Source organism: Rhizobium leguminosarum (genome assembly GCF_004123835.1).
GTDB classification, from domain to species: Bacteria; Pseudomonadota; Alphaproteobacteria; order Rhizobiales; family Rhizobiaceae; genus Rhizobium; species Rhizobium leguminosarum_M.
The window spans coordinates 1383706-1409945 of sequence record NZ_MZMU01000003.1 but is presented as its reverse complement, the minus strand read 5'-3'; the positions used below and the strand labels follow the sequence as shown (position 1 = coordinate 1409945).

The window sequence follows — 26240 nt, the reverse complement described above, 5'->3', positions numbered from 1 at the left end:
CGGGTTGCCAAGTCGGAACCGGCTGCCTAGATCTGTCCGACGTCAACGGAAGCCGGCAGGTCAGATATGAACCTTCATCTCGAAACGGACGACGATCCGCGCACCCGCCAGTTCATCGACGAGCACAACCGGGTTTCCGACGCGGCACTGAGAACACCTGAATTCGAGAGGGATCGCGACGCGATCAAGGCGCTGATCGAGCGGCAGGACAGGCTGATCGTCCCGATGCGCCGAGGCGAGTGGCTGTTCGATTTCCGCCAGAGCAAGGACAATCCTCTCGGCATCTGGCTTCGCCTGCCGGCAGATCAGGAGTCACTGCCGGACGCCGCCTGGGAGCCGGTCTTCGACCTCGACGCCTTCTGCATGAGCGAAGGCAAGCGCTGGAACTGGCGCGGCGCCGTCACCTGCCCATGGGAGCCGACGCGGGTGCTGCTGACGCTTTCGGACGGCGGCTCCGACCTTCTCCGGCTGCTCGAATTCGACGCCGAGCGGAAACAGATCGTCGAGGGCGGCTTCGATACACCGGCCGCACGATCGCATGCCACTTGGCTGAGCCGCGACGAAATCTGCTATTTCGGTTCCATCGACCAATTTTCGGCAACCCGCTCGGGATGGCCGCGCGTCGGACGGCGATTGAAGCGCGGGCAGCGACCGGAAGATGCCGCCGTCATGTTCGAAGCCGCGAACGAGGACGTCTACGGCTTCAATCTCGTCATCGACCCTGCCCTATCAGGCGCTTCGGCGGATCGCGGATTGATCGATATTTTCGTCGCCGCCCACGAGATCGGCGTCGCGAGCGCTTTCCTGATCGCCAACGACGGCACACAGCGGCGCATCGATCTGCCTAAGGAAGCCGATTTCCAGTTCAATCATGATCATTGCCTTTGGCGGGCAAAGACCGATGAACGCGTTGCGACCGGCAGCCTCGTGCTGCAACGCTTTGATCCCGCCTCGGAGACGGTCCTGCTCGGGCCGGAGCGGATCCTGTTTCAGCCTGGCGAGGGCCAGTCCATCGCGCAGATGATGCTGATGCAGGAGTGGTGCGTCTTCATCATCTCCGATCGGCTGCGTCCGCGTCTCATGGTGCTGGACCTGACAAGGCCCGATGCCGAACAGCGCGAGATCGCACTGCCGGCGGATATGCAGACGGCTCACTTCAGGCCGCTTCATGCAGATCTGCATCTTGGCGACGATACGCTCCACATCGTCGGCCAGGGCTTCCTGCAGCCGCCCGTCAGTTACCGCCTCGAGCTGTCGGATCGCAGCAAGCAGGCCGAGCCGATTTTCGTCGCCGCAGCGCCGAGCTATTTCGATGCGACCGATATGTCATCCGAACTGCTGGAGGCTGTTTCCGAGGACGGAACGAGGGTTACCTACCGGCTTGTCCTGCCGAAGCAGTGGACCAAGGGCGCGCTGCCGGTGCTGCTTTACGGCTATGGCGGCTTCGATGTCCCGTTGTCGCCAAGCTATTCCGGCGTGACAGGACGCTGGCTGGAACAAGGTGGCGCCTATGTGCAGGCCTATATTCGCGGCGGCGGCGAATTCGGGCCCGACTGGTATCGCAGTGCCAAGCGGCGGGGGCGAGACCGGGCCTTTGCCGATTTCGTCGCCATCGCGCGCGATCTCGTCGCCCGCGGCTATACCGTGCCGTCGCGGATCGCCTGCCAGGGCGGCAGCAATGGCGGTCTGCTGACCGGCGTGATGCTGACGCGCTATCCCGACGATTTCGGCGCCGTCTGGTGCCAGGTGCCGGTTCTCGACATGACACGCTTCCACCTGTTCAGCGCAGGGCAAGCCTGGATGGACGAATATGGCGACCCGGAGACGCCGGTGGACCGGGATTTCATGCTCGGTTATTCGCCGCTTCATAATGTCGGACCGGCGACCAAGGTCAGCTATCCACCGATCTACATCGAAAGCTCCGCCAATGACGACCGCGTGCATCCCTCGCATGCGCGCCGCTTTGCCGCACGGCTGGAGGAAGAAGGACACCGGCCGCTCTTCCATGAATTCGGCTCTGGCGGGCATGGCGGCGACGGCAATTCCGAAGAGCGCGCCGCCCGAGCGGCGATGGGTTACAGCTTCCTTCGCCAAACTATCATGAGGTAGACGGGCCATCATGCGCTAGGATGCCATAGAATGGAGGAGGAGAGCTTGTCGGCGCGCCTCTTTCTGATACAAACGCGTCAATAAATCATACTTTTCATACAGACTCGAGCGAAACACCATGTCTCCTATCAACCTCGCCATCGTCGGCGTCGGCAAGATCGTCCGCGACCAGCACCTTCCCTCCATCGCCAAGAACCCGGATTTCGAACTCGTCGCCACGGCAAGCCGCCACGGCACGGTCGAAGGCGTCAAGAGTTATACGTCGATCGAAGCGATGCTCGATGCCGAGCCCTCGATCGATGCCGTTTCGCTCTGCATGCCGCCGCAATATCGCTACGAGGCAGCCTATAAGGCACTCGTCGCCGGCAAGCACGTCTTCCTGGAAAAGCCGCCCGGCGCGACGCTCAGCGAAGTGGCAGATCTCGAAGTGCTGGCGCACAAGCAGGGTGCGTCGCTCTTTGCCAGCTGGCATTCGCGCTATGCGCCAGGTGTCGAGGCGGCCAAGGCGTTTCTTGCCTCGACGACGATCAAAAGCGTGCATGTGATCTGGAAGGAGGATGTCCGCCACTGGCATCCGAACCAGGAATGGATCTGGCAGGCCGGCGGCCTCGGCGTTTTCGATCCCGGCATCAACGCGCTGTCGATCGTCACCCATATCCTGCCGCGGCCGATCTTCATCACCGAGGCCGTGCTCGAATTTCCCGAGAATCGCGATGCGCCGATCGCGGCCGACATTCACTTCCGCAATGCGGACGGCCTGCCGGTTCACGCCGAATTCGACTGGCGCCAGACCGGCAAGCAGAGCTGGGACATCGTCGCGGAGACGGCAGCCGGCCAGATGGTGCTCGCCGAGGGCGGCGCCAAACTTTTGATCGACGGCGCGCTGAGATTCGCCGAGCCGGAGCAGGAATATCCCTCGCTCTACCGTCGCTTTGCCGAAATCATCAAGGCCGGCAAATCGGATGTCGATCTCGCGCCGCTGCGCCACGTCGCCGATGCCTTCATGCTCGGCAAGCGCAAATTCGTCGACGCCTTCCACGACTGAGCGTCGCAATAACGTCATAGAAACCGGCAAGATTTGCTGGCCTATGGCAATAGTGTTCGGGGGCAGCCGCTCATGAGCAACAAAATTGGCCGCAAGGGCCGATTTTTCCGCGTGTTGAAGATTGGCATCCTTGTGGTGCCGCTTTTCGGCCTTGCAGCATGTTCGGGCGAACAGGTCGTCATGCCGCCCGATGCACCGGGCGTTTCCCGATCCGAGGAATATTCCTTCGGATCGGCGACCCAGGCCCAGGATTGGCAGGCCACCCGCAAGGTGCTGGGCCAACTGGAAGGGCGGTTCGGAGAGAAGTCCATGCGTATCCTGGCGCGCAATCTCGCCAGCACTGCCGACCCGCAGACCATCAAGACTTATTATTCCGAACGCCTTGTCCATCAAGCCGGCTGGGCGGAAATGCCGGTCAGCACCTTTGCCGACAAGGCGTGGGCATTCGCTTTTGTCAGTCCGAATGGAAAGCATGTTTTGGCAGTCGAGGCGCTCGACGCGTCGGAAAGTGCTGGCGGGATCGTACCCCTCAATATCCTGACGAACCTCGATGAGGATAAAGGTTCGAAACGGTGAGATCATTTCACCAACCGCATTTCACGCAAGCAGAGCTGACCAGTGTCTCGCCGGCCGGCGGGCTTGCTACTGCGTTGCTAAAGGCGCTTTCAAGCCGCCTTGCCGAGTCGGCGACCCGCCACCAGCCGAGTACGACGCGAGCATCCCGTCCCCCCGGCCCGGCGAGATCGCTACGCCAATGCTTCACACAGCGTAAATCGAAGGAAGTTTGGATGAACAGCGGGACATTTCGCTCCTTACTGGCGATCCTTTTGTTTGCCTACGCGGGGTCTTGCATCGATGCCGGCGCTCAGGACAGCTTACAGGTCCTTCCCAACGACTACATAATGAACGACATCCTCAATCAGCAGAGAGTAAAGTCCGCGATCGAGTTTCACGGGGATGAGACGCAACCGCGCAAGAAAAAGGACCCTCTTGCCGTCACAACAGGCAAAACGAGCTATGTCTCGTCGCAGCAAGTCAGTCTGCGTGTGCGCCAACAATTCGCCGATAATCTAAAGGCATCGGTCGGGGTAGATGGTGCGCGGCTTGTTGCTGATGCCTTGAAAAAAAGCGATCCAGTCGCAGAATGGGCGGCGATCGTTGGCGGCGACGGACTACGCCCGGGCGATGTCGCCGACGTCGTTGCAAGCTACTGGATCCTGAACTGGGTCATGGCGAATGGCAGCGACAGTACCGACAGGCAGGCACAGGCCGTACGTGAGCAGATCAGACCGATCATTGCAGCCAACACGGGACTGAATGATGCTCAGCGGCAAGAAATAGCGGAAGTCCTTATTCTGAATTTCCTGATGCAGCGCACTGCATATGTGAACGCGCTGAACAAAGGCGACGCAGCGACTGCTCGCAAATTGGGGGATGCAGCCGTAAAGCGCTTCAGCGACGAAATGGCGGTCGATCTGAAAAAGCTGGAGCTGACGGATAATGGTTTTATCGCCAGCGGCCCCCGATAATAAAAATCGCTTTTCTTATGCCTTCTTCTCCCATCGCCCTTCCGGTGTCTGCTGCCAATAGGTGAGGTTATGTCCCTCGCCTTTCAGCTTCTTCCACTGCGCACGGGCGGCGTCCAGTTGCTCTTGGTCGTGGCCGTCGAACATGAAGACGATGCGCTCATAGGCATCGGCCGGCGGCGGCTCGGCGCCGTCGATGATGAAACGCACGGTTGCCGCATTGGCATTGTCCGGCGTCGCGGTCAAAAGCACCGGCTGGCTTTCGGCGAAATCCGCCTCGTCGGTGCCGTGCGGCAGGAAGCTCTCCTCGCGGAAAGTCCAAAGATGCTGATCGAGAGCATCACGCCGCGCCGGCTCGCGCGTCTGGACGGCAACGCGCCAGCCACGCTCGACGCTTTTGTCGATGAGCGGCGGAAGCGCGTCCTCCAGCCTGGTTTCGGTCAGATGATAGAAGAGAACGTCTGTCATCAGGATTCATAATGGGCGCGAACGAGCTCATCGAGCAGGCGCACGCCGAAGCCGGAACCCCAGGATTGATTGATCTCGTCCTGCGGCGAGCCCATCGCCGTGCCGGCAATATCGAGATGCGCCCAAGGCGTGTCCTGCACGAAGCGCTTGAGGAAATGCGCGGCCGTGATCGAGCCGGCCTGTCGGCCGCCGGTGTTCTTCATATCGGCGAACTTGCTGTCGATCAGCTTGTCGTAATCCCTGCCGAGCGGCATGCGCCAGAGTTTTTCGTTGCTCGAAAGACCGGCTGCCGTCAATTGGGCGGAAAGCTGGTCGTCATTGGAGAACAGGCCGGCATGCACATTGCCGAGCGCCACGACGATCGCCCCGGTCAGCGTGGCAAGATTGATCATAAACTGCGGCTTGAAGCGGTCGTTGCAGTACCAGAGCGCATCGCAGAGCACGAGGCGGCCTTCGGCATCGGTGTTGATCACCTCGATCGTCTGGCCGGACATCGAAGTGACGATGTCGCCCGGACGCTGGGCGTTACCGTCAGGCATGTTCTCGACCAGACCGATGATGCCGACGGCGTTGACGGCGGCCTTACGGGAGGCGAGCACATGCATGAGGCCGGTGACGGCTGCCGCACCGCCCATATCGCCCTTCATATCTTCCATGCCGGCGGCCGGCTTGATCGAAATGCCGCCGGTATCGAAGACGACGCCCTTGCCGATGAAGGCGACGGGACGATCCTTGCCCTTGCCGCCCTTCCACTGCATGACCGCCAGGCGCGGCGGGCGCACGGAGCCCTGGGCGACGCCGAGAAGGGCGCCCATGCCGAGACGGCGCATCTCCTTCTCGGTCAGGATTTCCACTTCGACGCCGAGCTTTTCCAGCTCCTTCGCCTTGGCGGCGAACTCGACGGGACCGAGCACGTTCGGCGGTTCGTTGACGAGGTCACGGGCAAGATTGACGCCGCCGGCAATCGCTTCGGAATCGGAAAACGCCTTCTTGGCACCACCCGGATCGGCGGTGACGATCGTCACCTTGACTGACTTTGCCGGTTTTTCCTCCTCATCGCCCTTCTTCGTCTTGTAGGTATCGAAGCTATAGGCGCGCAGCAGCATGCCGAGCGCGAAATCGGCGGCTGCCCGCGCGCTGGTCTCGAGGCCAGGCACGTCGATGAAGGCAGCGGCCTTGTCGGTGTTCTTGATTCTCGATGCTGCAGCACCGCCGGCCTTCAGCCAGTCGTGGGCGGTGAGTTCGGCGGCCTTGCCGAGCCCGATGACGACGATGCGCTCGACGGGCGCGCCTTCGGGGGCGACAATATCGAGCCCGCTCATGGATTTCGCGGAGAATCGGGCGATCCTGGCAGCCTTGGGGATCACACCTGCCGGGTCGACCGTATCGGTGCCGGCAGCGCTGTCGGCCTCCGCGGTCTTCAACAGGATCGCCAGGCCGCCATTGAGCTTTGCCGACTTCGAGAATGAAATTTCCAACTTTACTGACATGTCTTCTCCGCTGGGATTCTTTGAAATCCGTCCCTCGCGGATAATTTCGCGTTTGGCGGGTCTGTCAATGGCTTGCGACAATTGTTATGGTCGCCCGCAGCCATCAGGGCTCTCATGTTTTCGTCAGTTTCGTAGATATTCGCGTTGACAGTTTTTTCGAAAAATCGATGGCGGGGCCTGGCAATCCGCCTGCCGAAAACGACTTTCGGCGCATTCATGCTGCTGTTTTGGATGTGGTGGGCGCTGCTTGCCGTCTTCCGCGCCTTTCCCGGAATAGACATCTATTTTTCCCAGCTTTTTTTCGTGGGCGCAGATTGCGACGCGACTGCTGCTGCCGGGAGCATCTGCGGCGGCTTTCCCTATCGCGACGTCGCGACCTTCGACCTGCTGCGCACCGTCTTCTTCCGCCTGCCCTATGTGGTGGCGATCGTGATGGTGTGGAAACTCGTCGAATGCTACCAGCAGCATGGCGCGACCTTCAACAGAGAGCGCGCGCAAAAGCTCAAAGTCGCGCTCGGAACGCTGCTGATCGGACCGGTGCTGCTCGTCAATGTCGTCCTGAAGGAACATTGGGGTCGGCCGCGGCCGATACAGACGGACATTTTCGGCGGTGCGCTGCATTTCGTCGAGGCAGGTTCGGTTGCCGGAAAATGCGTTTCGAACTGCTCGTTCGTCTCCGGCGAGGCGGCGAGTGCCGGCTGGCTCCTCTGCCTTCTGCTCTTCGTTCCGAAATCCCTGCGTTATGCGCTGGCGCCGCCCGTGGCGGCGATCTCGATCCTCACCCCGGCGATGCGGCTATCCTTCGGCGCACACTACCTTTCCGACGTCGTTCTTGGATGGCTTTCCTCGCTTGTCGTCTTCGCCGCATTGCTGGCGTTAACTGAGTCGCAACAGCATCAAAAAAATTCTGAAATTTGAATGAATTTTTGACACCAGCTTGTCGCAAAAGCGCGACAAAGAGCGTAGAGGGATTCTCCTGCAAAGCCGTTTGGGCGTGCAGGTGCTTTCAAGGGCAGGCATGAAACTACTCGAGACATACATATTGCGGCGCGTCGGCCAGATGTTTCTCGTGGCGCTCCTGCCCGTTCTGGCGATCATTTGGACGACTCAGGTTCTGCAGCGCATCAATCTGGTCACCGACAGCGGCCAGTCGATCGGCTCGTTCGCCAAGCTGGCGACGATGATTCTGCCGTCGATCATTCCTGTCGTGCTGCCCTTCGCCCTCGTTATCGCGATCACCCAGACGCTGACGACGATGAACAATGATTCCGAGCTCACTGTCATCGACGCGGCCGGGGCGCGGCGCAGCGTGCTGATCCGCCCGATCCTGCTGCTCGCCGCTGTCATCAGCGTCTTTTCCTTCTTCGTCGACAACGTCGTCGAGCCGCGCGCAAAGACCGTCGTGCGCCAGATGATCGCCGAGACCTATGCTGACCTCCTCTCTTCGGTGATCGAAGAAAAGACCTTCCGCAAGCTCGATGAAGGCCTCTATGTACAGATCTCGCAGCGGATGGCGGGCCGCATGCTGAAGGGCCTTTTCGTCGCCGACGAGCGCGACCCGGCCTATGAACTGATCTATTATGCGAAGGAAGGCGCCGTCGACGACACGGGCACGACGCTGATTATGCATGAAGGCGAAGTGCACCGCAAAACGCCCGACGGCAACGTCTCGGTCATCAATTTCGATTCCTATTCCTTCGACCTCTCGGACATGACGGAGAATCGCGGTCAGGCGACGCTGCGCGCCAGCGACCGTGACCTGTGGTTCCTGTTCAATCCGGATCCCGCCGACAAGGACTATACGATCCGGCCGCAAAGCTACCGCGCCGAACTGCATCGGCGGCTGACCGACTGGATCCTGCCTGTCGTCTTTGCCCTGTTTTCACTGGCGATCGCCGGCGATGCGCGCTCGCACCGCGAAGCGCGGCTGCATCCGATGGTGAGCGCTCTCGCTTATGCCTTCGCGATGCGATGGGCGGCCTTCTACGCGGCCAATCAGATCGACACCGATCCTGAATATATCGCCGTCCTCTACGCCATCCCGATCGTCAGCAGCATCGTCTCGATCGTCTTCCTCGGCCTGCACAAACGACTGGTCATGCCTTCGTTCATCCGCGACCGGATTTCGTCTTTCTGGAGACGGATGCAGGAAAGGCTGCTTGCCGCAACCGGCAGGACCGGCGGGGGCACTGCCCAATGATGTTCGGGACATTGTCGCGTTATTTCTTTCGCCGCTATCTGGTGACGACGGGCTGGTTCCTGATCGGCGTCTCGGCGATTTCTTTCCTCCTCGATTTCAGCGAGACGGCCGGCCGCATGTCCGGCCTTCCCGGCTACACGATCGGCGGCGGCGTCTTGATGACCGCGGTGCGCCTGCCGCTCATCCTGCAGCAGACGGTGCCGTTCATTGCGCTGTTCGTCGGCATGACGGTGCTGATCGGCCTCAATCGCAAATATGAACTCGTCGTCACGCGCGCAGCCGGCATTTCGGTCTGGCAGTTCATGTTCCCGTTTATCGCCGGCTCGCTGGCGCTCGGCCTGTTGACGATGGCGGCGCTCAACCCGCTTGCCGCCTGGGGACAGCGCCAGGCGCTGCTGGTCGAATCCGACTGGCGCGGCGAGAACGCGGTTCTGCGCAAGGCGCCGCAGATTCCGTGGCTGCGCCAGATCAGCGGCCGGGACGATGTCATCATCGGCGCCCAGACGGTTCAGGAGAACGGAACCAAGCTGATCGACGCGGTGCTGATCCATTTCGATTCACGCGGTCAGGTCATTCTGAGACAGGACGCCGCCACGGCAAAATTGGAAGATGGTTACTGGCAACTTAACACCGTTGTCGAGCGCAAGCCTGGCGAAATCCCCGTGCGTAAAGCTTCGGTTCAACTTCGCACCAATCTGAAACAGGACTTCGTCCAGGAGCGGCTGACAGCGCCGGAAACAATTGGTTTCTTTGACCTTTCCAACCGGATTGCGGCGGCCAAATCCTTCGGCATCTCGACCAAGGCGCTGGAGACGCAATTCAACTCCCTGTTGTCCCAGCCATTGCTGCTGGTGGCCATGACTTTCATAGCCGCAACAGTGTCCCTAAAATTTAGCCGGTTCAACCAATCCCGCTCCGTGATTCTGGGTGGCATCCTTTCGGGCTTCATGCTTTATGTCATCACCGTGCTTGTAAAGGCATTCGGAAGCAGTGGAGTCGTGCCTCCCTTCGTGGCGACGTGGATACCGGTGGTCGTCGCGCTGGCCTTGGGTGCGACTATTCTGCTTCATCAGGAGGACGGCTAGTGGCGGCAGGCGACCGCAAGTATTTTAGTAAACAGCTGGTTGCCCTGCTTGTCGGTGCGGCTTTATGTTCCTATTTCGGCAGCGCCCCGGCCTCTTTCGGCCAGGCCAGCGCGCCCGAACAAAATATAGAGAAGAATATTCCCGAAGGGGCCAAGCTCCTGCTTTCGGCCAATGAACTCGTCTATAACCGTGACGCCGATCTGGTGTCGGCGGTCGGCGGCGTGCAGATCAACTATGGCGGCTATAAAATGGTCGCGCAGAAGGTCGAGTACAATCAGAAGACCGGCCGGATGATGGCGCTCGGCAATGTCGAGCTCGTCAGCCCCGACGGCAATCGTATCTATGCCGACGACCTTGACGTGACCGACAATTTTGCCGACGGGTTCCTGAACTCGCTGCGCATCGAGACCGCCGACAACACGCGTATCGTTGCCGAAAGCGGCGAGCGCGTCGGCGGCACGATGATGATTCTCAACAAGGGCGTCTACACGGCCTGCCTTCCCTGCGCCGAAGATCCGAAGCGCGCGCCCTTCTGGCAGGTCAAGGCCCAACGGGTGATCCAGAACGGCGAGACGCATACGATCCGTCTGGAGAGAGCGCGCTTCGAGCTGCTCGGCCATCCGATTGCCTTCCTGCCGTTCATCGAAGTTCCCGACAATACGGTGAAACGCAAGTCCGGCTTTCTGTTTCCGACGATGAGCCTGTCGCAGAATCTCGGCTTCGGTCTTTCCGTTCCTTATTACTATGTGATCTCGCCGAGTATGGACGCGACGGTCACCGCCACGGGCTACACCGCCCAGGGCTTCCTCATCGAAGGCGAATTTCGCCAACGCTTCGAAAATGGCACGCATATTCTGCGCGTCGCCGGCATCGACCAGGCAAAGCCGGGCAACTTCAGCTCCGGCACCAGCGATGCCGAAGCCGACCAGCGTGGCATGGTGGCTTCGAAGGCCGAATTCCGCATCAATCCGCGCTGGACGTTCGGCTGGGACGTCATGATGCAGAGCGACAACAATTTCTCGAAAACGTACAAGCTGCGGGGCCTGACCGGTACGGATCGTACCAACCAGATCTACCTGACAGGGCTCGGGAAACGCAATTATTTCGACATGCGGGCGTTCTATTTCGACGTCCAGGATGCCGATCGGACGAATACCGCTGAAAAGCAGCAGGCGATCGTCTATCCGGCGCTCGACTATCACTATGTGGCGCCGCAGCCGCTTGCCGGCGGCGAGCTTTCGGCGGATGTCAATCTGACGAATATTTCGCGCACACATGATGACTTCTATACCGTCGACGGCTTCGACCGTTTCCGCGGCCTGAAGGGCCAGACTTCGCGCCTGACCGCCGAGCTGCAATGGAAGCGCACCTACGTCACGCCGACCGGCCTGGTGATCACGCCGCTTCTGGCCGCGCGCGGCGATGCCTTCGCGTTGAACATGGATGACCCCACCGGCTACACCGGCAACTACGTCGACGGCAATTCCGCCACCCGCTCGATGTTCACAGCCGGGCTGGAGATGCGTTATCCGATCCTGATGACGACGGACAATAGCACCCATATCCTCGAGCCGATCGCGCAGATCTATGCCCGCCCCGACGAGCAGCTCGCCGGCCGCCTGCCGAACGAGGATGCGCAAAGCTTCGTCTTCGACGCCACCTCGCTGTTCGACCGCGACAAGTTCTCGGGCTACGACCGCGTCGAAGGCGGTACCCGCGCCAATATCGGCGTTCAGTACACCGGTACATTCGACAGCGGTTACAAGCTGCACGGCATCTTCGGCCAATCCTATCAGATCGCCGGCCAGAACTCGTTTGCGACCGATGACCTCGTCAATGTCGGCGCGGATTCGGGCCTTGAAACCGACCGCTCCGATTATGTCGGCCTTGGCGGCGTCGAAACACCGTACGGCGTTTCCGTCGCCGCCTCCTACCGGCTCGACGAAAAAGATTTCGAATTCCGCCGCGGCGATCTGACGACGGCCTACCAGAACGACACCTTCTCGACGCAGCTGACCTACACTCATCTCAGCGCCCAGCCGGCATATGGCTTCGCCGAGGACAATGACGAGATCCAGACCAACAGCAGCGTCAAGTTCAAGGATTACTGGTCGATTTTCGGCGGCATTGCCTGGGATCTGAACAATGATGTGATCAGCCGGCGGACGATCGGCCTCTCTTATGACGACGAATGCACGATCTTCACGATCGCCTATACGGACAGCAGAGATTCCGACGACGAGTCGGGAAGCGACTGGACGATCGGCGCACGGCTGACCTTCCGCACGCTCGGCGACATCAAGATCGGTTCCGACACCCTCGAATGACGGGCGATCGGCGCAAACATGGCCTGAAGCCATTCTTTCGCCGTAAGCCTGTGCAGGACATTGCCGCCAGTCGGTATCTGAGGCATAGGGGTTTCGCGCCGTGATGGAAGCGATTTCGGCGTGTCTCGCACTGTGGTAAGAACGCCGCGAACAACGTCTCGCGGCGCTATCGGGAGGTCAACAGATGATTGACGCGAAAAAAGCCATAACCAAGTTCCTCGCCGGGGCAGCGCTTGCATTGCTGACAGGCCTTGCCAGTCCAGCGCTTGCGGCCAGTGAAGTCAAGGCCGTGGTGAACGGCACCGCCATCACCAGCGGCGATGTCGCCAAGCGCCAGGCCTTCCTGCGGCTGCAGCATACGAAGGCCGATGCCAAGACCGCCGAGGAGCAATTGATCGATGAGGCGCTCAAGCGGCAGGAAGTTGCCCGCGTCCGTATGTCGGTTTCGCAGCAGGACGTCGATGCGTCTTTCGCGCGCTTTTCGAGCGGCAACAAGCTTTCCCCAGAGCAGATGTCGCAGATCCTCGATCGCGCCGGCGTCGGCGTCGATCATTTCAAGGGTTTCATCGCCGTGCAGATGAGCTGGCCGCGTGTCGTCAACGCCCGCTACGGCTCGACCTCCCGGCTGTCGAACTATGATCTCGTCTCGCGCATGATGCAGAACAACAAGCAGAAGCCGGTGACGACGGAATATATGCTGCAGCAGATCATCTTCGTCATTCCGCAAGCCAAGCGCGGCGCCATCACCGGCAAGCGCAAGGGCGAGGCCGAGGCGTCGCGCTCCAAATTTCCGGGCTGCGATCAGGCAAAGGTGTTTGCTGCGACGATGCGCGACGTTTCCGTGCGCGATCTCGGCCGCCTGCTCGCCCCCGAGATTCCGCCGGATTGGAAGCCGCTGGTCGAGCAGGCCAAGGGCAACACGACGGGGACCCGCGTCACTGACAAGGGCGTCGAATATCTGGCAATCTGCAGCCAGCGGCAGGTCTCCGACGACCAGGCCGCCGAAATGGTCTTCCGCCAGGAAGATCTCGACAAGTCCAAGGCCGGCAAGGATGCCAGCCCAGAAAACGAAAACAGCAAGAAATACCTGGATGAACTGCGCAAAAAGGCGCAGATCGCCTATCGCTGACCGACAATGGCGATACCGTTTTCGCGACCGCTTGCGCTGAGCCAGGGCGACCCCGCCGGCATCGGGCCGGATATTACTTTGATGGCTTGGCTGAGGCGGCGTGAACTCGGGCTACCGCCTTTCTTCCTGATCGGCGACCCCGATGTTCTGGCGTTGAGAGCCCGCCAGCTCAATCTGGCGGTCTCGATCCGCGAGACCGACGAAGCCAGCAAGGCCGCCGGCATGTTTGCCGATGCGCTGCCCGTCATGACCATACCGGCCGGTATCGAGGTCGTGGCCGGCGAACCGCATGCGGCAACGGCGAAAGGCACGATCGCGTCGATCGAGAAAGCCGTGTCGCTTGTCATTGACGGCGAGGCGCTCGCGGTCGTCACCAATCCGATCGCTAAGGCCGTGCTTTACGAGGCGGGTTTCCGGTTTCCCGGCCATACCGAATTTCTCGCCGATCTCGCCGCCAGGGCGACCGGCCGGCCGGTGACACCGGTGATGATGCTGTCCGGACCGAAGCTCCGGGCCATTCCCGTCACCATCCATATTCCGGTCCGCGACGTGCCGCAGGCGCTGACGGGCGAACTGATCACGGAAACCTGCAGGATCGCCCATGAAGATCTGAAGCAGCGCTTCGGCATCGAGGCGCCGCGACTCGCCGTTGCCGGCCTCAACCCGCATGCGGGCGAAGGCGGGGCGATCGGCACGGAGGACGAGGACGTCATCCGTCCGGCGATCGAGCGCCTGCGCGATGAGGGCATCGATGCGATCGGCCCCCTGCCCGCCGATACGATGTTTCATGACGAGGCGCGGACGCGATACGACGTTGCCATCTGCATGTATCACGATCAGGCGCTGATCCCGGCCAAGGCACTTGGTTTCGACGACAGCGTCAACGTGACGCTCGGGCTTCCCTTCGTGCGCACCTCGCCGGATCACGGCACCGCTTTCGGCATTGCCGGCAAGGGACTGGCGCGCGAGCACAGCCTCGTTGCGGCGCTGAAGCTCGCCGCCCAGCTCGGCCGCAGCGCGGAAAGCCGCCGCTGATGGCAGCACTCGATGGCCTGCCGCCGCTTCGCGACGTCATCCAGCGTCACGGCCTCGACGCGCGCAAGGCGCTCGGGCAGAACTTCCTGCTCGACCTCAACCTCACCCAGAAGATTGCCCGCACGGCGGGCGCGCTCGAAGAGGCGACCATCGTTGAGGTCGGCCCTGGCCCTGGCGGATTGACGCGGGCGATCCTGGCGCTCGGCGCCAGAAAGGTCATCGCCATCGAGCGGGATCCCCGCTGCCTGCCAGCACTCGCCGAGATCGCCGATCATTATCCCGGCCGGCTGGAGGTGATCGAAGGCGATGCGCTGAAGATTGATTTCGAGACCTTGGTCCCCGAAGGCCCGATCAAGATCATTGCCAACCTGCCCTACAATGTCGGCACGCAGTTGCTGGTCAACTGGCTGCTGCCGAAAGCCTGGCCGCCGTTCTGGCAGTCGCTGACGCTGATGTTTCAGAAGGAAGTCGGCGAGCGTATCGTCGCCAACGAAGACGACGATCATTACGGCCGTCTCGGCGTGCTCTGCGGCTGGCGGACGGAGGCACGCATGGCCTTCGACGTGCCGCCGCAGGCCTTCACGCCGCCGCCGAAGGTGACGTCGACGGTCGTGCAACTGACCCCCCGCGAAACCCCGATCCCCTGCGCTGTCGGCAATCTGGAAAAGGTGACGCAGGCGGCCTTCGGCCAGCGCCGCAAGATGCTGCGCCAAAGCCTGAAACCGCTCGGCGGCGAGAGCCTGCTCGTCAAGGCCGGGATCGATCCGGCGCGTCGGGCGGAAACCCTGTCCGTCGAGGAATTCTGCCTTCTCGCAAACAGCCTGTAGGGTAATTCCAGGAACGTCCGAAGCGGTTTTCCCACAAATTACTCTAAAGCGACGGCGTCTCTTCCAGCAACTCGCGGACGAAGTCGAACATGCCATGGCGGCGGTCGCGGCGCAGGCGTTCGGCCTTGACGATCGATTGGACGGCGTCGAGGGCGGCGTTGAGATCGTCATTGACGATGACATAGTCGTATTCGCGCCAGTGGGCGATCTCGGCGCGGCTGTTGGCGAGACGCGTCTGGATGACCTCCTCGGAATCCTCGGCACGGCGATGCAGCCGCGACTGGAGCTCGGTCATGGTCGGCGGCAGCACGAAGATCGAGACGACGTCCGCCGACATCTTCTCCTGCAATTGCTGGGCGCCCTGCCAGTCGATGTCGAAGAGCATGTCGCGGCCTTCGGCCATGGCCTGCTCGACCGGCTCGCGCGGCGTGCCGTAGAAATTGCCATGCACCTCGGCCCATTCGAGCAGCGCGTCGCTATCGCGCAGCCGCTCGAACTCGCGCACACTCTTGAAGTGGTAATGCACATCCTCGACTTCGCTCGGGCGGCGCTGGCGCGTGGTGACGCTGACGGAAAGGCCGATTTGCCTGTCGGTCTCCAGCAGCGTGCGCGCGATGGTGGATTTGCCGGCGCCTGACGGCGACGAGATGACAAGCATCAAACCGCGGCGGGCGATCTGCACGGGCGAGGATTTCGCCGGTTTCATGTCTTACTCCAAATTCTGGACCTGCTCACGGAACTGGTCGATCACGACTTTCAGCTCGATGCCGGCAGCGGTGACCGCCGAGGCATTCGACTTCGAGCAGATGGTATTCGATTCGCGGTTAAATTCCTGTGCAAGGAAGTCCAGCCGGCGCCCGGCGGGGCCACCTTTCACCAAGAGATCGCGCGCTGCGGCTATATGAGCCTTCAGACGATCGATTTCCTCGCGCAGATCCGCCTTGGTCGCCAACAGCGCGGCTTCGGCATGCAGCCTGTCGCGGTCGAGCGCGGCCATGCCGTCCATCAACAAGGCGACCTGCGCGGCCAGCCGCGCGGCGATCTCCTGTGGCGAGCGCGACGGATCGGCCTCGATCGTCCGTGTCAGGCCTTCGATCGTCGTGACGTGGTCGTGAAGAATGCGGGCCAGCGCCGACCCCTCCTGTTCGCGCATCGCTCGCAGATCGGCAAGCGCGGCCAGCAGGCCGGCAGCGATATCGGCGTCACGGGCGGCAAGCGCCTCCTCGCCATCCTCGCTTTCGCGGAATTCGACGATGCCGCGCACCAGAAGCAGCGTATCGAGCTTCAGCGGCGCCGGATCGATGACACCGTCCAGCTGCTCGCGCATGGCCAGCACGGCGGCGAGAGCCTCCTTGTTCAGCACCGCCTCGAAACGGTTCTCGTCGGCGGTGACGGATAGGGATGCCTGCAGGTTGCCGCGGCTGAAGCTTTCGCCGGCGAGGCGGCGGACATCTGCCTCCATGCGTTCGAGACCGGGCGGCAGGCGCAGGCGCAGGTCGAGGCCCTTGCCGTTGACCGAGCGCAGTTCCCAAGCCCAGCGCCAGCGGCCGCTCGTTCCCTCGCGCCGCGCAAAACCGGTCATGGACTGCAAAGCCATGCGTGCCTCCCGAAAGTATCAGTTGATCTTCTTTTTCTTCGGCGGCGCGACGGTCGCGCCATTATCCGCCGGCTGCTCTTCAGGTTGGCCGTCGACTGCGATGTTCGGGTCCGAACCCTTGTCGGCTTCGAGCTTGCGCCAGCGCTTGACGTTGGCATTGTGCTCCTCGAGCGTCGCAGCGAATACATGGCCACCGGTGCCGTCGGCGACGAAATAGAGATCCTGCGTCTTCCAGGGATTGGCGACGGCTTCCAGCGCATCCTTGCCGGGATTGGCGATCGGCGTCGGCGGCAGACCCTTGATGACATAGGTGTTATAAGGCGTGTCCCGCTTCAGGTCCGACTGGTAGATCGGCCGGTCGGCCGGTTTGCCCTCGCCGCCGAAGAGGCCGTAGATGATCGTCGGGTCGGACTGCAGGCGCATGCCCTTGCCGAGCCGGTTCAGGAAAACGGAGGCGACATGGGCACGCTCGTCGGGAACGCCGGTTTCCTTTTCGACGATCGATGCGAGCGTCACGAACTCCTCCTTGGACCGCAGCGGCAGCGACGAGTCGCGCTTGTCCCAGATCTGATCGACGAGCTTCTGCTGCGCAGCCGCCATCTGTTCGATGATTTCCGAGCGCTTGGTGCCGCGCGAGAATTTGTACGTATCCGGACGCAGGCTGCCCTCGGTCGGCAGTGCCGCCGGCAAGTCGCCTTCCAGCACGGTATCCTGCAGCATGCGGTCGAACATCTGGCGGACCGTCAGGCCCTCGGGGAAGGAAACGGAATAGAGAATGGACTTGCCCGATTTCAGCAGCTCCATGATATCCCTCATGGAGGCCCTCGCCTTGATCTCGTATTCACCCGCCTTCAGGCTCTCACCGGCAGAAAGATGCGTTGCCGTGAGATAGCGGAAGATGCGGGCATCGCTGATGATCGCGTTGCGCTCGAGGTTCGAGGCGATTTCGGTCAGACCAGCACCGTTGCGGACGATGAAATTGGTGTTGGTCTGCAGCGGACCCGGGTTCCGATAGGTCGATGTGGCGTAGTAGAAGCCGATGACGGCGACGACGCAGACCAGAACCGCCATCGTCATGATGAAGTTCAGGAAAAGAACGACCTGGCCGCGGGCTTTCTTGGACCGCTTCGGCGGCTCCGGAACGCGCTCCGGACGCAGGGCTTCGCTCGGCGACTTCGGGATAATCGGTCCCTTCTGCGCCTGGGTATCGTTGCTCTGGTTCGTCGTATCGCTCACCGGCAATCCTCTAAAACTTGACCCTCACTTCGCTATTTCGCGAAGCAATGCGGCAAAAGCAGGTTCTGCCGCCGTTCAACGACGCCGCTGACGGTCGTTATGCTTTCGCACGCCCCCTTACGCAACGTAGAGGACGGCCGGTCTGCGGTGCAAGGGAGACCTGTCACACCGCTTGCAGGACTCTTATTGCGCGTAACGGCGCAGTACGAGCGACGCGTTGGTGCCGCCGAATCCGAACGAGTTGGACAGCGCCACATTGATGTCTCGCTCACGCGCCTTGTGCGGAACAAGATCGATCGCCGTCTCACGTTCGGGATTGTCGAGATTGAGCGTCGGCGGCGCGATATTGTCGCGAATGGCGAGCGTGGTGAAGATCGCCTCGATGGCGCCTGCAGCACCGAGAAGGTGTCCTGTCGCCGACTTGGTCGAGGACATGGAGATCTTCGACGCCGCATTGCCGACCAGCCGCTCGACGGCGCCGAGTTCGATCGTGTCGGCCATGGTCGAGGTACCGTGGGCATTGATGTAATCGATATCGGCCGGCGTCAGCCCGGCGCGCTTCAGCGCCATCGCCATGCAGCGCCCGGCGCCCTCGCCGTCTTCGGAGGGCGCGGTGATGTGATAGGCGTCGCCCGACAGGCCATAGCCGACGATTTCGGCATAGATCCTGGCGCCGCGCGCCTTGGCGTGTTCCAGTTCCTCGAGCACGACGATGCCGGCGCCCTCGCCCATGACGAAGCCGTCGCGGTCGCGGTCATAGGGGCGTGACGCCTTCTGCGGATCGTCGTTGTGCTGGGTCGACAGCGCCTTGCAGGCGGCAAAGCCTGCAAGCGAAATGCGGCTGACGGGGGATTCCGTGCCGCCGGCGACCATGACGTCGGCATCACCCAGCGCAATCAGCCGCGCGGCATCGCCGATCGCATGCGCACCCGTCGAGCAGGCGGTGACGACCGAGTGATTGGGTCCGCGCAGCTTGTGGCGGATCGAGACCTGGCCGGAGACGAGGTTGATCAGGCGACCGGGAATGAAGAAGGGGGAGATGCGGCGCGGGCCTTTGTCGCGCAGGGTATAACCCGCTTCGACGATGCCTTCGATGCCGCCAATGCCGGAGCCGATCAGCACGCCGGTGGCGATCTGGTCTTCATCGGTTTCAGGATGCCAGCCGGCATCGGCAAGCGCCATGTCGGCGGCGGCCATGCCGTAGATGATGAAGGGATCGACCTTGCGCTGCTCCTTCGGCTCCATCCACTGATCGACATTGAAGGTGCCGTCGGTGCCATCACCGATTGGAATACGGCAGGCGATCTTGGCGGGAAGGTCGTCGACCTCGAATTCGGTGACGAGGCGGGCGCCGTTCTGACCGGCAAGCAGCCGGGACCACGTCACCTCGGTTCCGCATCCCAAGGGTGATACCATGCCGGTACCGGTGATGACGACACGTCTCATCGCGTGCTTTCCCCCGTCTCTTATGTTCTATGGAGAAATATGCCGAAAAGAAAAGGGCGGACTCCAGGCCCGCCCTTTCTCAAATTCACAGGATCAGGCCTGGGCCTTCTCAATAAACTTCACGGCATCACCGACCGTCAGGATCGAGTCGGCAGCATCGTCAGGAATTTCAACGCCGAATTCTTCTTCGAAAGCCATGACAAGTTCGACCGTGTCGAGCGAGTCAGCGCCCAGATCGTCGATAAAGCTGGCGCTCTCGACGACCTTGTCGGCATCAACGCCAAGATGATCAATAACAATTTTCTTTACGCGTTCTGCGATATCGCTCATGTCGGTTTCCTCGACCTTATGTCCTGATCGGAATGCCATCGCGGCACCCCTACCCTGTTTCAGCCTGCGATGTTTTCAGACATCCTCGGCAAACTCGTTTACCCGGCTTCAGAGATGTCCCAGGCTTGCAAAAAGCCCGCCGGTCCGTCTGCTTTCTCGGGACGACTGTTGACAGTCATGGCCCGCTTAACATGCTTTATGTCTGCCGCAAAGCCAGAAAATCAACGGTTCGTGATTGCTCAACATGCTATTGGCGGAAATATTCCCATGCCAACAGTTTGTCGTTTCAGATCATTGCCATGCCGCCGTTTACGTGCAGCGTCTGGCCCGTCATATAAGCGGCCTCGGAGGACGCAAGGTAAGCGACCGCCGAAGCGACCTCGCCGCCCGTGCCCATGCGCTTCATCGGGATCGCCCCCATGATCGCTTCCTTCTGCTTGTCGTTCAGCTTGCCGGTCATGGCGCTCTCGATGAAACCGGGCGCCACGCAATTGACCGTCACGTTGCGGGTGGCGATCTCCTGCGCCAGGGACTTGGTGAAGCCGATCATGCCGGCCTTGGAGGCGCAGTAATTGGCCTGGCCTGGATTGCCGGTGACGCCGACGACGGAGGTGATGTTGATGATGCGGCCATAGCGGCGGCGCATCATCGGATGCGTCAATTCGCGCGTCAGGCGGAAGGTCGACGTCAGGTTCACCTCGAGAACGGCGTCCCAGTCCTCGTCGCTCATGCGCACGAACAGGCCGTCGCGAGTGATGCCGGCATTGTTGACGAGGATGTCGACGCCTTCGAGATCGGCCTCGGCTTTCTGGCCGAGCGCCTTGACCTCATCGCGGTCGGAGAGGTTCGCCGGGAAGATCTTGACGCGCTCGCCGAGATCGGCGGCCAGCGCCTCCAGCTTCTCGACGCGGGTGCCATGCAGGCCGACGATGGCGCCCTGCTTATGAAGAAGGCGGGCGATTTCCTCGCCGATACCGCCCGATGCGCCTGTGACGAGAGCCTTGCGGCCGGAGAGATCGAGCATGGAAACGTTCCTTATATCTGGAGATACCAATCAGGCCATGAGGGCGGCGACGGCCGCGTCGATATCCGCCGGACCGTTGACGGAGATGCCGTTGATCGTCTTGTCGATGCGGCGGGCAAGGCCGGTCAGCACCTTGCCGGAACCGAGTTCATAAAGCGTCGTCACTCCATTTCCGGCGAACCATTCCACCGTCTCGCGCCAGCGGACCTGACCGGTCACCTGCTCGACCAGCAGGCTGGTGATCTCGTCGGCGTCAGTCACCGGGGCGGCACGGACATTGGCGATGACAGGCACGACGGGATCGGACTTGGCGACTTTTGCCAGCGCTTGGCGCATGGCATCGGCGGCGGGCGCCATCAGCGTCGAATGGAACGGAGCAGAGACCGGTAGCAGAATGGCGCGCTTGGCGCCCTTGTCGGTCGCAAGGACGGCCGCCTTTTCGACAGCTGCCTTCTCACCCGAGATGACGATCTGGCCGCCGCCATTGTCGTTGGCGATCTGGCAGGCGCCGACGGCGGCGGCTGCCTCACAGACGGCAACGACGTCGGCATGTTCGAGGCCGATGATCGCGGCCATGGCGCCGACGCCGACGGGGACGGCGGCCTGCATGGCATTGCCGCGGATGCGCAACAGCCGCGCGGTGTCGGCGAGCGAAAAGGTGCCGGCGGCGCAAAGTGCCGAATATTCGCCGAGCGAGTGGCCGGCGACGTAGGCGACCTTGGACTTCAGATCCAGCCCTTTGGCTTCGAGAACGCGGATAACGGCGATGGAGACGGCCATCAGCGCCGGCTGGGCGTTCGCCGTCAAGGTCAACGTATCCTCGGGACCGTTGAACATGACGTCCGAAAGCTTTTCACCGAGCGCCTCATCGACCTCTTGGAAAACGGCGCGGGCTTCGGCAAAATTCTCGGCGAGATCCTTGCCCATGCCGACGGCCTGACTGCCCTGACCGGGAAAAGTGAAAGCAATGGTCATTCTCATGTCCCTGGCTGATGCCCTGATTGCGCCCCTTAAGGCTGTTTTGCCTCCAATTGACATTCTTTCCGGCAGAGTCAAGTGGCGGCTCATTCTCCGCAAAGCCTTTCGCGCGCGCGCAAAAGCCCGGTTTTTGCTCTTGCGCTCCGCCAAATCCAGCCTAGATTTGCGCAGACCTTCCCAAGGCTTTCACCTCTCTCCCAAGGTTTTTCCATGAAGTACAATTCACTAGGCCGCACCGATATTTCCGTTTCAGAGATTTGCCTTGGCACCATGACCTGGGGCTCGCAGAACAGCGAAGCCGATGCCCATGCGCAGATGGATTACGCCGTCGAAAAGGGCGTCAATTTCTTCGATACGGCCGAACTTTACCCGACCACCCCGGTTTCGGCCGCGACACAGGGCTGGACGGAAGACTATATCGGCAGCTGGTTCGAGAAGACCGGCAAGCGCGACGATATCGTGCTCGCCACCAAGGTCGCCGGCCGCGGCCGCGATTATCTGCGCGGCGGCGAAGGTGCCGATGCAAAGAATATCCGCCTGGCGCTCGAGGCCAGCCTGACGCGGCTGAAGACGGACTATGTCGACCTCTACCAGATCCACTGGCCGAACCGCGGCCATTTCCATTTCCGCCAGAACTGGAGCTACAATCCGTTCACCCAGGATCGCGACAAGGCCGTCGCCAATATGCTCGACATCCTGGAAACGCTCGGCGCTCTGGTGAAGGACGGCAAGATCCGCGCGATCGGCCTTTCCAACGAAACCACCTGGGGCATACAGAAATATCTGACGCTCTCCGAACAGAAGAGCCTGCCGCGGGTCGCCAGCGTCCAGAACGAATACAACCTACTCTACCGCCATTTCGATCTCGATCTCGCCGAACTCTCGCATCATGAGGATGTCGGGCTGCTTGCCTATTCGCCGCTCGCCGGCGGCATCCTGTCCGGCAAATATGTCGACGGCGGCAGGCCGAAAGGTTCGCGCGGTTCGATCAACCACGATATCGGCGGTCGCCTGCAGCCGCTGCAGGAGCCGGCGACCAAAGCCTATCTGGAGATTGCCGCAACATATGGCCTCGAGCCGGCAGCGATGGCGCTCGCCTTCTGCCTGTCACGTCCCTTCATGGCCTCGGTCATCATCGGCGCGACCTCAATGGAGCAGTTGAAAATCGATATCGGCGCAGCAGACATTACGCTTTCGAACGAGATCCTGGCGGAAATCGCCAAGGTGCACCGGCAGTATCCGCTGCCGCTTTGATCATATTTGTTTGGCTCCCGCCCGATCCGACCATTGGCCTGCATCGGGTTCGGGTGTCCGATTGCGCTTGCCTTTCCACGAAAAATCCGTATAAGCCGCCCTGTTCGTTAACCCGGTCTTCTGGCTGGTGGCTGAACGGAGGGCCGGTTTCCTTACGGAAATCGTTCGGAACGGAAGCGTTCCAGCCTCCCGTGTCTCCGCTCTCGACCGTCTCGGAAACGCTTTCTTGCCTGGGCCCGCCCAATCAGGAGCAGTCGTTGAGGCTTAGCCGCCGAATATCGGGTTGAACCAAACGCAAGAAAGGCAAAGCTGTCATGGCTCTTTATGAACATGTATTCCTTGCCCGGCAGGATATTTCCGCTCAGCAGGTCGATGCCCTCGTAGAACAGTACAAGGGTGTGATCGAAGCGAATGGCGGTAAGGTCGGGCGTATCGAGAACTGGGGCCTCAAGTCCCTCACCTACCGCATCAAGAAGAACCGCAAGGCGCACTACGCCCTGATGGACATCGATGCACCGGCTGCTGCCGTCCAGGAAATGGAACGTCAGATGCGCATCAGCGAAGACGTTCTTCGCTACATGACGATCGCCGTCGAGAAGCATGAAGAAGGTCCGTCTGCCATGATGCAGAAGCGTGACCGTGACGACCGTCCGCGCGAAGGCGGCCGTGGCCCACGTGAAGGCGGCTTCGGCGATCGTGACCGCGGCCCGCGTCCGCCGCGTGAAGGTGGCTTCGGCGACCGCGACGACCGTCCGCGCCGTCCGCGCGAAGACCGTGTATAAGGGAGATCTGAGATATGTCTGAAACTTCCTCCGCTCCGGTCCGCCGCCCGTTCCATCGCCGCCGCAAGACCTGCCCGTTCTCCGGCGCCAATGCGCCGCGGATCGACTACAAGGACGTACGCCTGCTGCAGCGCTACATTTCCGAGCGCGGCAAGATCGTTCCGTCCCGCATCACGGCCGTTTCCCAGAAGAAGCAGCGCGAACTCGCCCAGGCGATCAAGCGCGCCCGTTTCCTCGGCCTGCTGCCCTACGTCGTCGCCTGATCATCGGCCGACGCACACACCTTTGAGGGAAGGCATTCGTGCCTTCCCTTCTCCCTTCCGCGATGGGCGCGGATCGGAACTGTTAAAACCCATGTTGAGACGTTTCTGAATTTGATTCAGCAACATCCTCTAACTGCTTGATGAAGCAGGACAGCGACCTTGAAACGACCGAACATTAAAACGCTGCTGATCGGCGCACTCGCCGGATTGACCGCCGCCCTGCTGGTGCTGGGCGCGAGCATGCAGCCGTCGTTTTTCAGCGCGCTTCTCTACACGGCCTCGGCTCTGCCGATCCTCATCGTCGGGCTCGGCTGGGGCAATACCGCCGCGGTCTCGGCCGTCGTCAGCGCCGCGGCACTCGGCGCGATCTTGATCTCGCCTTCCTTCGCGCTGATCATGACGATGGTGACGCTGCTGCCGGCCGGTTGGCTCAGCCATCTCGCCAATCTGGCGCGTCCGGCCGCCGAACTCGGCGGACCCGACCATCTGCTTGCCTGGTATCCGCTCTCCGATATCCTGCTGCATCTCTGCGGTCTGGTGACGCTCGCCGTCATCGTCATCGGTGTGATCATCGGCTACGGGCCTGAGATCACCGATCCGATCGTCGATCTGCTGATCACCTCGCTCAAGCAGCAGCAGCCGGAATTCATGCCCGATCCGGCAGCGACCGCGCAGACCAAGTCGCTGATCCTCCTGATGCTGCCGGCTTTGCAGGGCGGCATGTGGGTCAGCATGCTGTTTGCCGCCTATTATTTTGCCGTGCGCATCGTTGCAGCCTCCGGCCGCGGCCTTCGTCCGCGCGAGGATATTCCCTCGTCGCTGCGGATGAACCGCAACTCGATCTTCATCTTCCTGGCCGGGCTTGCCGCCTGCTTCTTCGGCGGCGTTCCGGCACTGGTCGGTGCGACCGTGATCGGCACGTTCGGCGCCGGTTTCATGCTTTCCGGTTTCGCCTCGCTGCATTTCCGCACGCGCGGCAAGGACTGGCGCATACCGGCCCTCATCCTCTGCTACCTGGCTTCGATGCTCATGCTCCTGCCAGCCCTCTTCATCCTCGTCCTGGGTCTCAGCGATACGCGCAAAGCGATCGCACTGACCCCGACGAAAGATGCCGATGCCCCCAAACAATCCGATACGAAAATCTGAGACACAAGAAAGGAAAAAGAAAATGCAAGTCATCCTTCTCGAACGCATTTCCAAGCTCGGCCAGATGGGCGAAACCGTAAAGGTTCGCGACGGCTTTGCCCGCAACTACCTGCTGCCGCTCGGCAAGGCGCTGCGCGCCAACGCCGCCAACAAGACCCGCTTCGAAGCCGAGCGCGCGACGCTCGAAGCCCGCAACCTCGAGCGCAAGTCAGAAGCCCAGACGGTCGCCGACGTTCTCGACGGCAAGTCCTTCATCGTCGTGCGCTCCGCCGGCGAAACCGGCCAGCTCTACGGTTCGGTTGCTGCCCGTGACGTCGTCGAGATTCTCGGCGCCGAAGGCTTCAACATCGGCCGCAACCAGGTTCACCTCAACACGCCGATCAAGTCGATCGGCCTGCACAAGGTCGAGCTGCAGCTGCATGCCGAAGTCGAAATCCACGTCGAGCTGAACGTTGCCCGTTCGGCCGAAGAGGCAGAGCGCCAGTCCAAGGGCGAAGAACTCACCTCGGTCGACGCGATCTACGGCGTCGACGAAGACGCGCTGCGTCCGGAAGACTTCTTCGATCCGGAAGCCGACGGCGTCGACGAAGACGAAGCATAATTCTCGTCGGAGCAATCCGCGTGAGGGAAAGCCCGGCCACCGCGCCGGGCTTTTTCGTTTCCATCCCTTCGATATGAGCCGCCGATTGGTTCGCTTTTTTTAAGGGGATTTTCCGGATGTTTTTGCTGCGTGCCTTATCGCATCGCGCTAAAATAACATTCTCCGAAGCGGATGGGCTGAGTCGGCGCCATACCGTGTCGTGCGGGTGACACTGCCAGTATTTCTCCTTTGTGTCGCCCAAGACTGTGGAGAAGTCGAACAACGTGCACAGCGTTCAGGATTTAGGCGAAGCGAGCCCCCGCTCCTTTCGTAGCCTCTTGATTTTCGCGTCCGGAATTGCAA

Annotated in this window: 25 protein-coding genes; 16 read left to right on the top strand and 9 right to left on the bottom strand. The window is 61.4% G+C overall.

The genetic code is table 11. The features are described 5' to 3' along the window. Positions 1–66: 66 nt before the first annotated feature. The 4 genes from B5P46_RS10805 (at position 67) to B5P46_RS10790 (ending at position 4683) form a co-directional block, all read left to right on the top strand. Entirely contained in the window at positions 67–2109 is a 2043-nt protein-coding gene (locus B5P46_RS10805) for a prolyl oligopeptidase family serine peptidase (RefSeq protein WP_129418643.1), read from the top strand. 118 nt (positions 2110–2227) lie between these two features. Further along, complete coding sequence (locus B5P46_RS10800; RefSeq protein WP_129418642.1) at positions 2228–3154, top strand: Gfo/Idh/MocA family protein; 927 nt, start codon at positions 2228–2230, stop codon at positions 3152–3154. Between the two features lie 72 nt (positions 3155–3226). After that, positions 3227–3730 (top strand): hypothetical protein, encoded by a 504-nt coding sequence (locus B5P46_RS10795; RefSeq protein ID WP_129418884.1) that lies wholly within the window; start codon positions 3227–3229, stop codon positions 3728–3730. Between the two features lie 212 nt (positions 3731–3942). After that, positions 3943–4683, top strand: coding sequence for a DUF6683 family protein (locus tag B5P46_RS10790; RefSeq protein ID WP_129418641.1), 741 nt, complete (start codon positions 3943–3945; stop codon positions 4681–4683). A gap of 15 nt (positions 4684–4698) precedes the next feature. Here the strand turns inward: B5P46_RS10790 and B5P46_RS10785 are convergent, their stop codons facing one another. Beyond that, the gene (locus B5P46_RS10785) at positions 4699–5148 is read right to left on the bottom strand and encodes a DNA polymerase III subunit chi (RefSeq protein ID WP_129418640.1); all 450 of its coding nucleotides are present in this window, start codon (positions 5146–5148) and stop codon (positions 4699–4701) included. Beyond that, positions 5148–6638, bottom strand: a complete 1491-nt coding sequence (locus tag B5P46_RS10780) for a leucyl aminopeptidase (RefSeq protein ID WP_129418639.1) — start codon at positions 6636–6638, stop codon at positions 5148–5150. Before B5P46_RS10780 ends, B5P46_RS10785 begins: the two co-directional genes overlap by 1 nt. Positions 6639–6782: 144 nt before the next feature. Here B5P46_RS10780 and B5P46_RS10775 point away from each other — a divergent pair, with 144 nt between their 5' ends. The 7 genes from B5P46_RS10775 to rsmA all read left to right on the top strand — a co-directional run bounded on the left by B5P46_RS10775 (position 6783) and on the right by rsmA (position 15241). Next, on the top strand, positions 6783–7556 hold the full coding sequence (locus B5P46_RS10775; RefSeq protein ID WP_129418638.1) for a phosphatase PAP2 family protein: 774 nt from the start codon (positions 6783–6785) through the stop codon (positions 7554–7556). Between the two features lie 100 nt (positions 7557–7656). Beyond that, on the top strand, positions 7657–8838 hold the full coding sequence (gene lptF / locus B5P46_RS10770) for an LPS export ABC transporter permease LptF (protein ID WP_129418637.1): 1182 nt from the start codon (positions 7657–7659) through the stop codon (positions 8836–8838). Further along, positions 8835–9923: an LPS export ABC transporter permease LptG gene (gene lptG, locus B5P46_RS10765; protein ID WP_129418636.1), complete on the top strand. Its 1089-nt coding sequence runs from the start codon at positions 8835–8837 to the stop codon at positions 9921–9923. Before lptF ends, lptG begins: the two co-directional genes overlap by 4 nt. Beyond that, entirely contained in the window at positions 9923–12250 is a 2328-nt protein-coding gene (locus B5P46_RS10760; protein ID WP_129418635.1) for an LPS-assembly protein LptD, read from the top strand. Before lptG ends, B5P46_RS10760 begins: the two co-directional genes overlap by 1 nt. 184 nt (positions 12251–12434) lie before the next feature. Continuing rightward, positions 12435–13379 (top strand): peptidylprolyl isomerase, encoded by a 945-nt coding sequence (locus B5P46_RS10755; RefSeq protein ID WP_129418634.1) that lies wholly within the window; start codon positions 12435–12437, stop codon positions 13377–13379. A 6-nt stretch (positions 13380–13385) separates the two neighbouring features. Continuing rightward, positions 13386–14414 (top strand): 4-hydroxythreonine-4-phosphate dehydrogenase PdxA, encoded by a 1029-nt coding sequence (gene pdxA, locus B5P46_RS10750; protein WP_129418633.1) that lies wholly within the window; start codon positions 13386–13388, stop codon positions 14412–14414. Further along, positions 14414–15241, top strand: coding sequence for a 16S rRNA (adenine(1518)-N(6)/adenine(1519)-N(6))-dimethyltransferase RsmA (gene rsmA / locus B5P46_RS10745; protein ID WP_129418632.1), 828 nt, complete (start codon positions 14414–14416; stop codon positions 15239–15241). Before pdxA ends, rsmA begins: the two co-directional genes overlap by 1 nt. A 43-nt stretch (positions 15242–15284) precedes the next feature. On the opposite strand, the gene gmk is transcribed toward rsmA, so the two are convergent. The 7 genes from gmk to fabD form a co-directional block, all read right to left on the bottom strand. Further along, complete coding sequence (gene gmk / locus B5P46_RS10740; RefSeq protein WP_025393970.1) at positions 15285–15947, bottom strand: guanylate kinase; 663 nt, start codon at positions 15945–15947, stop codon at positions 15285–15287. 3 nt (positions 15948–15950) lie between these two features. Further along, positions 15951–16838 carry a YicC/YloC family endoribonuclease gene (locus tag B5P46_RS10735; protein WP_129418631.1) on the bottom strand — a complete coding sequence of 296 codons (888 nt, stop codon included), beginning with the start codon at positions 16836–16838 and terminating at the stop codon, positions 15951–15953. 18 nt (positions 16839–16856) lie between these two features. Continuing rightward, positions 16857–18074: an endolytic transglycosylase MltG gene (mltG, locus tag B5P46_RS10730; protein WP_129418630.1), complete on the bottom strand. Its 1218-nt coding sequence runs from the start codon at positions 18072–18074 to the stop codon at positions 16857–16859. 183 nt (positions 18075–18257) lie between these two features. Beyond that, positions 18258–19520, bottom strand: coding sequence for a beta-ketoacyl-ACP synthase II (gene fabF / locus B5P46_RS10725; RefSeq protein WP_062942139.1), 1263 nt, complete (start codon positions 19518–19520; stop codon positions 18258–18260). Between the two features lie 93 nt (positions 19521–19613). After that, positions 19614–19850: an acyl carrier protein gene (locus B5P46_RS10720; RefSeq protein ID WP_003547058.1), complete on the bottom strand. Its 237-nt coding sequence runs from the start codon at positions 19848–19850 to the stop codon at positions 19614–19616. A gap of 286 nt (positions 19851–20136) precedes the next feature. Further along, entirely contained in the window at positions 20137–20874 is a 738-nt protein-coding gene (gene fabG / locus B5P46_RS10715) for a 3-oxoacyl-[acyl-carrier-protein] reductase (protein ID WP_064653948.1), read from the bottom strand. A 30-nt stretch (positions 20875–20904) separates the two neighbouring features. Continuing rightward, complete coding sequence (fabD, locus tag B5P46_RS10710; protein WP_129418629.1) at positions 20905–21849, bottom strand: ACP S-malonyltransferase; 945 nt, start codon at positions 21847–21849, stop codon at positions 20905–20907. A 213-nt stretch (positions 21850–22062) separates the two neighbouring features. Between fabD and B5P46_RS10700 the strand changes: the two genes are divergently transcribed. The 5 genes from B5P46_RS10700 (at position 22063) to rplI (ending at position 25898) form a co-directional block, all read left to right on the top strand. Continuing rightward, entirely contained in the window at positions 22063–23106 is a 1044-nt protein-coding gene (locus B5P46_RS10700; RefSeq protein ID WP_129418627.1) for an aldo/keto reductase, read from the top strand. A gap of 314 nt (positions 23107–23420) precedes the next feature. Continuing rightward, positions 23421–23888 (top strand): 30S ribosomal protein S6, encoded by a 468-nt coding sequence (rpsF, locus tag B5P46_RS10695; RefSeq protein WP_003547040.1) that lies wholly within the window; start codon positions 23421–23423, stop codon positions 23886–23888. Between the two features lie 14 nt (positions 23889–23902). Then, positions 23903–24151 (top strand): 30S ribosomal protein S18, encoded by a 249-nt coding sequence (gene rpsR / locus B5P46_RS10690; protein ID WP_003547038.1) that lies wholly within the window; start codon positions 23903–23905, stop codon positions 24149–24151. Between the two features lie 159 nt (positions 24152–24310). Then, a complete protein-coding gene (locus B5P46_RS10685; RefSeq protein WP_129418626.1) occupies positions 24311–25297 on the top strand; it encodes a DUF2232 domain-containing protein in 987 nt (328 codons plus the stop codon). 22 nt (positions 25298–25319) lie between these two features. Continuing rightward, the gene (rplI, locus tag B5P46_RS10680) at positions 25320–25898 is read left to right on the top strand and encodes a 50S ribosomal protein L9 (RefSeq protein WP_129418625.1); all 579 of its coding nucleotides are present in this window, start codon (positions 25320–25322) and stop codon (positions 25896–25898) included. Positions 25899–26240: the final 342 nt, after the last annotated feature.

Bases quoted from the DNA above. Each gene is read 5' to 3' on its own strand.
- B5P46_RS10805 (WP_129418643.1), top strand. From the start codon at position 67: ATGAACCTTCATCTCGAAACGGACGACGATCCGCGCACCCGCCAGTTC.
- B5P46_RS10800 (WP_129418642.1), top strand. From the start codon at position 2,228: ATGTCTCCTATCAACCTCGCCATCGTCGGCGTCGGCAAGATCGTCCGC.
- B5P46_RS10795 (WP_129418884.1), top strand. From the start codon at position 3,227: ATGAGCAACAAAATTGGCCGCAAGGGCCGATTTTTCCGCGTGTTGAAG.
- B5P46_RS10790 (WP_129418641.1), top strand. From the start codon at position 3,943: ATGAACAGCGGGACATTTCGCTCCTTACTGGCGATCCTTTTGTTTGCC.
- B5P46_RS10785 (WP_129418640.1), bottom strand. From the start codon at position 5,148: ATGACAGACGTTCTCTTCTATCATCTGACCGAAACCAGGCTGGAGGAC.
- B5P46_RS10780 (WP_129418639.1), bottom strand. From the start codon at position 6,638: ATGTCAGTAAAGTTGGAAATTTCATTCTCGAAGTCGGCAAAGCTCAAT.
- lptF (WP_129418637.1), top strand. From the start codon at position 7,657: ATGAAACTACTCGAGACATACATATTGCGGCGCGTCGGCCAGATGTTT.
- lptG (WP_129418636.1), top strand. From the start codon at position 8,835: ATGATGTTCGGGACATTGTCGCGTTATTTCTTTCGCCGCTATCTGGTG.
- B5P46_RS10755 (WP_129418634.1), top strand. From the start codon at position 12,435: ATGATTGACGCGAAAAAAGCCATAACCAAGTTCCTCGCCGGGGCAGCG.
- pdxA (WP_129418633.1), top strand. From the start codon at position 13,386: ATGGCGATACCGTTTTCGCGACCGCTTGCGCTGAGCCAGGGCGACCCC.
- rsmA (WP_129418632.1), top strand. From the start codon at position 14,414: ATGGCAGCACTCGATGGCCTGCCGCCGCTTCGCGACGTCATCCAGCGT.
- gmk (WP_025393970.1), bottom strand. From the start codon at position 15,947: ATGAAACCGGCGAAATCCTCGCCCGTGCAGATCGCCCGCCGCGGTTTG.
- B5P46_RS10735 (WP_129418631.1), bottom strand. From the start codon at position 16,838: ATGGCTTTGCAGTCCATGACCGGTTTTGCGCGGCGCGAGGGAACGAGC.
- fabF (WP_062942139.1), bottom strand. From the start codon at position 19,520: ATGAGACGTGTCGTCATCACCGGTACCGGCATGGTATCACCCTTGGGA.
- B5P46_RS10720 (WP_003547058.1), bottom strand. From the start codon at position 19,850: ATGAGCGATATCGCAGAACGCGTAAAGAAAATTGTTATTGATCATCTT.
- fabG (WP_064653948.1), bottom strand. From the start codon at position 20,874: ATGCTCGATCTCTCCGGCCGCAAGGCTCTCGTCACAGGCGCATCGGGC.
- fabD (WP_129418629.1), bottom strand. From the start codon at position 21,849: ATGACCATTGCTTTCACTTTTCCCGGTCAGGGCAGTCAGGCCGTCGGC.
- B5P46_RS10700 (WP_129418627.1), top strand. From the start codon at position 22,063: ATGAAGTACAATTCACTAGGCCGCACCGATATTTCCGTTTCAGAGATT.
- rpsF (WP_003547040.1), top strand. From the start codon at position 23,421: ATGGCTCTTTATGAACATGTATTCCTTGCCCGGCAGGATATTTCCGCT.
- rpsR (WP_003547038.1), top strand. From the start codon at position 23,903: ATGTCTGAAACTTCCTCCGCTCCGGTCCGCCGCCCGTTCCATCGCCGC.
- rplI (WP_129418625.1), top strand. From the start codon at position 25,320: ATGCAAGTCATCCTTCTCGAACGCATTTCCAAGCTCGGCCAGATGGGC.